The sequence below is a fragment of the Streptomyces millisiae genome (assembly GCF_031845425.1).
GTDB classification, from domain to species: domain Bacteria; phylum Actinomycetota; class Actinomycetes; order Streptomycetales; family Streptomycetaceae; genus Streptomyces; species Streptomyces millisiae.
This window is the reverse complement of the sequence record NZ_JAVREM010000042.1, coordinates 48,391-56,614: the sequence shown is the minus strand read 5'-3', so window position 1 is coordinate 56,614 and position 8,224 is coordinate 48,391. Positions and strand designations below refer to the sequence as shown.

General features: G+C 72.9%; 11 protein-coding genes. 6 read left to right on the top strand and 5 right to left on the bottom strand.

The genetic code is table 11. From position 1 onward, the window contains the following. Positions 1–312 precede the first annotated feature (312 nt). The 5 genes from RNC47_RS24870 to amaP are packed head-to-tail and all read left to right on the top strand — an operon-like array spanning position 313 to position 2,650. Positions 313–780, top strand: a complete 468-nt coding sequence (locus tag RNC47_RS24870; protein WP_311601795.1) for an Asp23/Gls24 family envelope stress response protein — start codon at positions 313–315, stop codon at positions 778–780. Between the two features lie 9 nt (positions 781–789). Next, complete coding sequence (locus tag RNC47_RS24865; RefSeq protein ID WP_132819924.1) at positions 790–984, top strand: hypothetical protein; 195 nt, start codon at positions 790–792, stop codon at positions 982–984. A gap of 6 nt (positions 985–990) precedes the next feature. Further along, a complete protein-coding gene (locus tag RNC47_RS24860) occupies positions 991–1,374 on the top strand; it encodes a hypothetical protein (RefSeq protein ID WP_311601790.1) in 384 nt (127 codons plus the stop codon). After that, positions 1,374–2,069, top strand: coding sequence for a DUF6286 domain-containing protein (locus RNC47_RS24855; protein WP_311601789.1), 696 nt, complete (start codon positions 1,374–1,376; stop codon positions 2,067–2,069). The genes RNC47_RS24860 and RNC47_RS24855 overlap by 1 nt, the downstream gene beginning before the upstream one ends. Then, complete coding sequence (gene amaP / locus RNC47_RS24850) at positions 2,066–2,650, top strand: alkaline shock response membrane anchor protein AmaP (protein ID WP_311601788.1); 585 nt, start codon at positions 2,066–2,068, stop codon at positions 2,648–2,650. The genes RNC47_RS24855 and amaP overlap by 4 nt, the downstream gene beginning before the upstream one ends. Positions 2,651–2,737: 87 nt before the next feature. Here amaP and RNC47_RS24845 read toward each other — a convergent pair whose 3' ends face one another. Then, a complete protein-coding gene (locus tag RNC47_RS24845; protein ID WP_311601787.1) occupies positions 2,738–3,571 on the bottom strand; it encodes an SURF1 family cytochrome oxidase biogenesis protein in 834 nt (277 codons plus the stop codon). A 25-nt stretch (positions 3,572–3,596) separates the two neighbouring features. Further along, the gene (locus RNC47_RS24840) at positions 3,597–4,622 is read right to left on the bottom strand and encodes a DEDDh family exonuclease (RefSeq protein WP_394814867.1); all 1,026 of its coding nucleotides are present in this window, start codon (positions 4,620–4,622) and stop codon (positions 3,597–3,599) included. A gap of 227 nt (positions 4,623–4,849) precedes the next feature. Between RNC47_RS24840 and moaA the strand changes: the two genes are divergently transcribed. Next, entirely contained in the window at positions 4,850–5,842 is a 993-nt protein-coding gene (gene moaA, locus RNC47_RS24835) for a GTP 3',8-cyclase MoaA (protein ID WP_311601785.1), read from the top strand. On the opposite strand, the gene RNC47_RS24830 is transcribed toward moaA, so the two are convergent. The 3 genes from RNC47_RS24830 to tyrS form a co-directional block, all read right to left on the bottom strand. Beyond that, a complete protein-coding gene (locus tag RNC47_RS24830) occupies positions 5,825–6,064 on the bottom strand; it encodes a hypothetical protein (protein ID WP_311601784.1) in 240 nt (79 codons plus the stop codon). The two genes, moaA and RNC47_RS24830, sit on opposite strands and share 18 nt — an antisense overlap. A gap of 244 nt (positions 6,065–6,308) precedes the next feature. After that, complete coding sequence (locus RNC47_RS24825; protein ID WP_311601783.1) at positions 6,309–6,644, bottom strand: DUF3099 domain-containing protein; 336 nt, start codon at positions 6,642–6,644, stop codon at positions 6,309–6,311. 45 nt (positions 6,645–6,689) lie between these two features. After that, the gene (tyrS, locus tag RNC47_RS24820) at positions 6,690–8,102 is read right to left on the bottom strand and encodes a tyrosine--tRNA ligase (RefSeq protein WP_311601782.1); all 1,413 of its coding nucleotides are present in this window, start codon (positions 8,100–8,102) and stop codon (positions 6,690–6,692) included. Between the last annotated feature and the right edge of the window lie 122 nt (positions 8,103–8,224).

Here is an 8,224-nt window from a genome sequence, read left to right as displayed (position 1 = left end):
GGGGAAAACCCCGGCGCGGAGCGCCGGGCACCGGTGGCGCAGCCACCGCTAGCCAGCGCCCGAGCCACCACCCGCGCGAAGCGCGAGAAAGGGTGGGCGGGTGGGGGCAACACCGGCGCGGAGCGCCACCGCGCTCGGGCGCAGCGCGGTGCGACCAGCCCCCGCGAAGCGGGAAGAAACCCCGAGTGAGCGCCCAGCGTTGGGAAAGGCATCTCGTATGCTCACCCCCGCCAACCCCACCAGCACAGCGCAGCGTTACCGCACGGCCCCCGAAAGGAGCACAGCCAAGTGACCGACACCGGCCCGGAGGCGATGACCGAGGTCCCCACCAGGACGACGGCACCGACGGCGACGACGACGGCGACCGGGACCCGCCGCGGGACGGGCGATCCCGCCACCCGCGGGCGTACCACCATCTCCGACGGCGTGGTGGCGAAGATCGCCGGCATGGCGGCCCGTGACGTCGTCGGCGTCTACGCCCTGGGAAGTGGAGGCGCCCGCACCCTGGGCGCGGTCCGCGATCGTGTGCCGGGCGGCAGCAGGTCGGCGACGCGCGGCGTCAAGGCGGAGGTCGGCGAGGTGCAGACCGCTCTCGATCTCGAAATCGTTGTGGAATACGGAGTTTCCATCGCCGCGGTATCCCGTACCGTACGGGAGAACGTCATCTCTGCCGTCGAACGGATGACAGGGCTCGAGGTCGTCGAGGTCAACATCAACGTCGGCGACGTGAAGTTGCCCGACGAGGAAGAGGACGACGACGAACGCCCCCCGCTGCAGTAGGAGCGCGAGATGAGCATGGCTGTGATCGGCATGATCGCCGGCATGGCGCTGGGCTTCGCCGGGTACTTCGGCGGCTTCGGGGCCTTCCTGCTGGTGGCGTCCCTGGGCGCGATCGGCTTCGTGGCCGGCCGGTTCGCGGACGGCGACCTCGAACCCGGCGACTTCTTCCGTGTCAGGGACCGCGGCGAAGACCGGCGGCGGTGAGTGGCGATGAGCACGGTGGACACGGCGGCGGGGACGTCGGTCCCGGCCGCGGAGCGCGGCGCGACCCGGATCTCCGAGCGGGTGGTGGCCAAGCTCGCCGCCCAGGCCGCCCGGGAGGCCCTCGGCGACGGCGGCGAGCAGCACGCGACGGCCGTGGTGCGGCGCTCGCCCGACCCGTCGGGGACCGGTGGGCTCGCCAGCGTTCAACTCGCGGTCGAACTCGGGTATCCCTGTGATATCGGCGCCCGGTGCCGCCAGGTCCGCCGTCAGGTGGAGCGGCGCATCAGGGAGTTGGCCGGCATGGAGACGACCGACGTGGTCGTCGCGGTGGAACGGCTGCGTTCCGCGCACCTGACCGCCGACCGCAACGGCTCGGGGAGAGTGCGGTGATGAGCGACTCGGACGAGGACGTGGCCAAACCGGCCACCACCACACTGGAGAAGACGGAGAAGCCGGCCGAGGCCCCGGCGGACGCCGAGCACGGCGCGTTCGCCAAGACGACCTCCGCCGTCCGCTACGCGCCGGGCGCCGCGGAGTCGGAGCCCGCGCCGCGGTTCTGGTCCGTGCGTCGGCTGCCGGCCGGGCTGGCCGCGGCGCTGCTGATCGTGGCGGCCGGCGTGCCGCTGTACGACATCGTCTCGGTGCGCGCCGAGCGGCCGGCCGCCGCCTGGCGGCGCCGGCTCGCCGACGAGCTCGCCGCCACGAACCTGGACGACGCCTGGGTGGTGCTGGGCGCGCTGGCCGCGATGCTGCTCGGGGTCCTGCTCGTCGTCCTCGCCGTGACGCCCGGGCTGCGGGGGCTGCTGCCGATGCGGCGCGGGGACGACGAGTTCCTGCGCGCCGGCATCGAACGCGGGGCCGCCGCCGTGGTGCTGCGCGACCGGGCCCTCGAGGTGTCGGGGGTGCGCTCGGTGCGGGTGTCGGTCGGCCGGCGTCGGGTCAGGGCGTGGGCGCAGGCGCACTTCCGTGACCTGGACGTGGTGCGGGCCGATCTGGACGCGGTGCTCGGCGAGGGCATCAGGGAGCTCGGCCTGGCCCGCCAGCCCGCGCTCGCCGTCCAGGTCCGCCGGCCGGCGAGGAGGTGAGGGACGTGCTGAGCGTCGTCAATCGGGTGCTGCTCGGCCTGCTGGGTCTCGCGCTGTTCGCCGGCGGCCTCGCCGTCACGCTGGCCGCGCTCGACCTCGCGCCGGGCGCCTGGCCCTGGAGCGGGTCGGAGGACGTGCTGCTGAGCGACGCCGAGCGGACGCGGTGGCGGGACGAGAGCTGGTGGTGGACCGCCGTCATCGGCGGCCTCGCGCTCGTCGTGCTGCTGTCCGGGTGGTGGCTCGTCGCCCAGCTGCGGGAGCGGCGGCTCGACGAGGTGCTGGTGGACAGCGGCGACGGGGTGGGCGCGCTGCTGCGCGGCCGGGCGATGGAGGACGTGGTGGCCGCCGAGGCGGAGTCGCTGCCCGGCATCGACGAGGCCAGGGTCACGCTGGTCGGCCGCCGCACCCAGCCGAGGATCCGCGTCGGCCTGCTGCTCGCGCCACATGCCAGGCCGGACGAGGCGGTGCGCCGCCTGCACGGCGAAGCCGTGGAACACGCCCGGGTCTCCGCCGGCCTTGACGTCCTCCCCACCGAGGTCCGCCTCCGCTCGACCAAACACGCCCCGGAACGCCTGAGCTAGCGCCCCCTGGCGGGGGCAGGGCACACCGCGTGCCCCGGGCGGTCCTGACCGGCGGCCGGCCACCCCCGGGGCCGCGCGCCGCGAACGTCACGCCGTGGCGTGGTCCGGCTCAGGCTCCGGCTCTCGGTCCTTCGCCTTCGCTGCGGACGCCGCCTTCGCGGCGGCCCGGCGCCGGTCCTGGATCTCGCGGCGCACCAGGATGACCCAGCCGACCGGCACGCCGGCCGCGAAGATCCACCACTGGAAGGCGTAGGCGAGGTGCGCGCCGATGCCGGTGTGGTCGGGCGCGGGCAGCGGCTGCGGCTGGCCGTCCTGGGCGGCCGGCTCGGGCGTGGTCTCCGTCAGCTCCAGGTAGCCGCCCAGCATCGGCAGGCCGGTGGCGGCCGACCGCTCCTGGCTGCTGATCATCATGACCATGCCGTCCGGCAGCCCCGAGCGGTCCCTGATGCCGGTGGTGTCGGAGGTCTCGTCGGCCATCAGCCGCCCGGTGACCGTGACCTCGCCCGAGGGCGGGGCGGGGATCTCGGGCGTCGTGGTCAGGTCGGAGCCGGCGGAGATCCAGCCCCGGTTCACCAGCACCGCCGTGCCGTCGTCCCCGACCACGGGCGTCAGGACGTGGTAGCCGACGGTGCCGTCGGCGTTGCTGCGGTTGCGGACGACGACCTGGCCGTCCTCGTCGTAGACGCCGGTGGCGGTGACCGCGCGGTAGCGGTCGTCGGGGTCCGGCGCGCCGTCCACCGAGGACAGCTCGCGCATCGGCACCGGCGGCGCCTCCAGGCTGGACGCGATCAGGTCGTTGCGCGCCACCCGCTGCTCGTGTCTGTGCAGCTGCCAGAACCCGAGCCAGATCATCGTCGGGATCAGCAGCAGGGCGACCAGGGTGAGGATCACCCACTGCCGGGACAGCAGAAAGCGGTACACAGCTGACGACCGTACCCGAAGGGGCTCACTCCTCCTGCGCCGGGGCCACGTCGCGCAGCAACTGGGTGAAGGCCGCCTCGTCCAGGATGGGGGTGCCCACGGCGCGGGCCCGCGCCACCTTGCTGGTCGGCGAGTCCGGGTCGTTGGTGACCAGCAGGCTGGTGAACTTCGACACGCTGGACGCGATGTGCAGCCCGGCCTCGAAGGCCTGGTCCTCCAGCAGCTCCCGGTCCGTCGAGGTGTCCCCGGAGAACGCCACCCGCATCCCCTGCACGAGCCGCCCGCCCGCCTGGTACCGCCCGGGGTTGGGGTAGGGGCAGGGGGGCCGCCGCTTGGTCTGCCGCCAGCCGCCGCGCCAGCTCCCGGCGGACGGCCGCGCCGCGTCCCGCCCGGACGCGCCGCCGCCCCCCGCGTCCGACCACTCGGTGATCGGCCGGCAGGCGAGCAGCGGCAGCCGGAGCCCCTGCCGGGCGGCGTGGTGCAGGCTCGGCCGGAACGCCTCGGCCAGCACCCGCGCGTCGTCCAGCGCGTGGTGCGCGCGCCGCTGCTCCACCCCGAAGTACGCCACCAGCGTCTCCAGCTTGTGGTTGACGAGCGGCAGCGCCAGCGCCTTGGACAGCGCGATGGTGCACAGCCGCTGCTCGACGGGCGCGACGCGGCCGGCCCGCGCGTACTCCCTGGCGATCATCGTCCAGTCGAAGACCGCGTTGTGCGCCACCAGCACCCGGCCGGCCAGGCGCTCGGCGAACTCCCCGGCGATGTCCGGGAAGAGCGGCGCGTCCGCCAACACGTCGGCCGTCAACCCGTGGATCCAGGTGGGGCCCGGATCGCGCAGCGGGTTGACGGGCGTGTACCAGTGGTCCTCGACGTCACCCTGGGCGGTGAGCCGGTAGACGGCGGCCGACACTATGCGGTCGTCCCTGGCGAGCCCCGTGGTCTCCACGTCCACCACGGCGTATCCGGCCGGATAGCCCGTGGGCCACGGCCGGACGGCGGACTGCTGGAGGGGAACGCGGGCCGCGGGTGCGTGGTGGTCTTCGAGCATGGTCATTGAGGATACGGGCCGGCACCGACAGCGCCCCTGGCCCGGAGGGGAGTTGACCCACCGTCGAATGCCGCCCGCACGCGAATAGCACGCCCGGCGCACGCCCCTCGCACGGCCCTTCGCACGGCCCTTCGCGCGGCAGCCGGGACCGAGCCCGGGATCCTGTCAGAGGGGTGTCGTACGCTGCGAGACATCTGCTCCACAACGTGCTCCAACACGGCGGAGGCTCGCGCATGCTGCTTGACACCTATGGCCGGATCGCCACCGACCTACGGGTATCCCTCACCGACCGATGCAACCTGCGCTGCACGTACTGCATGCCGGAGGAGGGCCTTTCCTGGCTCGCCAAACCGGAGTTGCTCACCGACGACGAGGTCGTCCGGCTGGTCACGATCGCCGTGACCGAGCTCGGCGTCACCGAGGTCCGCTTCACCGGCGGCGAGCCGCTGCTGCGGCCCGGGCTCGTCTCCATCGTCGAGCGGTGCGCCGCGCTGCGGCCGCGCCCCTCCCTCGCCCTGACCACCAACGGCATAGGCCTGGAGCGCACGGCCGAGGCGCTGCGCGCCGCCGGCCTCGACCGGGTCAACGTCTCGCTCGACACCCTCGACCCCGAGGTGTTCCAGCGGCTCACCCGCCGCCGGCGCCACGAGGACGTGCTGCGCGGCCTCGCCGCGGCCAGGGCCGCCGGCCTCGACCCCATCAAGATCAACTCGGTGCTGATGCCCGGGCTCAACGACCAGGAGGCACCCGAGCTGCTGGCGTGGGCCATCGAGGAGGGCTACGAGATGCGGTTCATCGAGCAGATGCCGCTCGACGCCCAACACGGCTGGGATCGCGCCCGGATGGTCACGGCCGGGGAGATCCTCGAGTCGCTGCGCACCCGCTTCACGCTGACCCCGGAAGGCGGCGAGGAGCGTGGCTCGGCGCCCGCCGAGCGCTGGCTGGTGGACGGCGGCCCGGAGCGGGTCGGCGTCATCGCCTCGGTCACCCGCCCCTTCTGCCGGGCCTGTGACCGCACCCGGCTGACGGCCGACGGTCAGGTGCGCGACTGCCTGTTCGCGCGCCACGAGTCCGACCTGCGCGGGGCGCTGCGCGCGGGCGCCGACGACGCGGAGCTCGCCGAGCGCTGGCGGGCGGCCATGTGGGGCAAGAAGGCCGGCTCTGGCCTCGACGACCCGGGGGCCTTCGTGCAGCCGGCCCGCCCGATGTCAGCGATCGGCGGCTGAGGCCCGCCGGGCCTCCCACTCGGTCAGCTCCACCACGTCCTTGAGGAAACCCCGCACCGAGAGGAACGTGGACAGGTGCTCGCGGTGACCGTCACAGGCCACCCAGGTCTTGCGGCGCTCGGGCTGGTGCAGCTTGGGATTGTTCCAGGCCAGCACCCACACGGCGGCCTCACGGCAGCCCTTCGCCGAGCAGACGACGGTCTCGGGGGCCTGGTCGGACATCACGGGATCCATTCATCTCCCCCACAAACCTCACGGGAAACTCCAGCGGAGCGGACACAAAAGAAGGCGACGCCGGGCAGCCACGGGGGGAGCCGCCCGGCGTCGGTCCGTCGCTCCGACGGGGGATACGGAGCGCTCTTGAAGTATGACATGCAATGCCCCGTTCACCGCAGCCGAACAGCCCAATCATCTGAGGATTTCTTCGGCAGGTCCGGACGGGGCGGGGCCGGGCCGCGCGGAATGATCAGTTCCGATTGTGTGCGTCGCCGGGGCCGGGTGGCAGCGTCGGCGGAGCGTCCCTGGTGATGAAGGTGGAGGGCAGCGAAGTCACGTTCTCCCGCCCGGCGTTGGCCACCACGACCGCCACGTAGGGCAGCACGGCCCCCAGCACCAACGCCACCACCGCGAGCGGCCGGCTCACGTTCCACAGCGCCACCGTCAGCAGCACCGCCACCGTGCGCACCAACATCGAGATGACGTAGCGCCGCTGCCGCGCCAGCACGTCCTCGTGCAACCCGCGCCGGGCCCCTGTGATCCGGAACACCGCCGGATCCGCTTTCCTACCGCTTCGCAAACGCATGCAGATCACCGCCGCGTCCTACGCTACGCCCCGCCTCCGCGCGCGCTACCCCAGGACCCGGGCAAGCTTGCGGCCGGCCTTGAGGTAGACCCCCTCGGGCTTCTCCTCCAGACCCTCGAGACGCTCGCGCACCACCTCGCCCAGCGCCCGCAACGCGTCCGCCTCCGCCAGCACGCCCGCCTCCTGCCGCCCGCCGGCGAACTCCAGCACCAGCCGCAGCCCGTTCTGCTTGGCCAGCCGCCGGGCCGCCGAGGCGCTCGGCGTGAACCCCAGTACCCCGGTCAGCACCGCCGTCACCGCCTCGCCACCGTGCTCGGCGAGCACCAGCTCCGGCAGCGCCGCCACCTCGGTGAAGCTCTTCTTCGAGAACTGCGCCGCGAACCCGGCCCTGGCCGACATGGCCGCCTCGATCCCGTGCAGGGCCGCGACCACCTCGCCGGCCAGCACCCGCTTCAGGGCCATCGGGTGCAGCGTCCCGTCCGCCAGCCGCCCCTTGACCAGCGCGAGCTCCTGGTCCGTCCACTCGGTCCAGGCCAGCAGGTACGGCTCCATCAGCCGGTCGGGGATCGACATGATCTTGCCGAACACGTCGTCCGGGGTCGCGGTCAGCGGGATGTAGTTGCCCTTGGACTTGGACATCTTGGCCCCGGAGCCGTCCGTGCCCTCGATCAGCGGCATGGTGACGATCATCTGCGGGTCGAGACCGTAGATCTCCATCACCCGCCGGCCCATCTGCATGTTCAGCAGCTGGTCGACGCCACCCAGCTCGATCTCCGCGTCGATCTCGGCCGAGTCGATCGCCATCGCCACCGGGTAGATCAGCTCCGACATCGACAGCCCGTGCCCGCCCTCCAGACGGTTGCGGAAGTCGTCCCGCTGCAGCAGCGCGGAGGCCGAGACGTGCGACAGCACGCCGATCAGCTTGGGCAGCGTGATCCCCGCCAGCCACTCGCTGTTGTGCCGGAACCGCACCCGCTCGAAGTCGAAGAACGGCCGCACCTGGTCCCGGTAGCCCGACAGGTTCCGCGCGATGTCCTCGTCGGTCAATGGCGGCCGCTCGTCGGACCGCCCGGTCGGGTCGCCGATCTTGGCGGTGATGTCGCCGATGATCAACGTCGCCTCGTGCCCCATCCGCTGGAAGCGGCTGAGCACGATCATCGGCACCGTGTGCCCCAGGTGCACGTCGGTTGCCGTCGGGTCGATGCCGAACTTCACCCGCAGCCCGCGCCCCGCCTTCCGTACCTCGGCGATGCGCTCCGCGAGCTTCTCCACCCCCGGCAGCACGTCCACCGCGCGCGAGGCGATCAGCGCCGCCTGCTCCTCGGCCGACAGGTCCGACAGGTCCAGATACCGCCGTGACCGGGTCTCCTCCAGCAGCTGCCGCACGGTGGAGTCGGAGGAGAGATCCTGCGCGAACAGCGCGGAAGCGCGCTGCACGGAATCGCCGAGGCGTGTCACGTTTCGGGTCCTGACGGTCGTCGGAGTCGGATGGTCGGTCGGGGGCCATCCTACGAGCCGACCCTCTCCCGGACCGATCAGTTATCGAGCCCTGGGAGCGGGCAGGTCACGGGCCGCTGTCG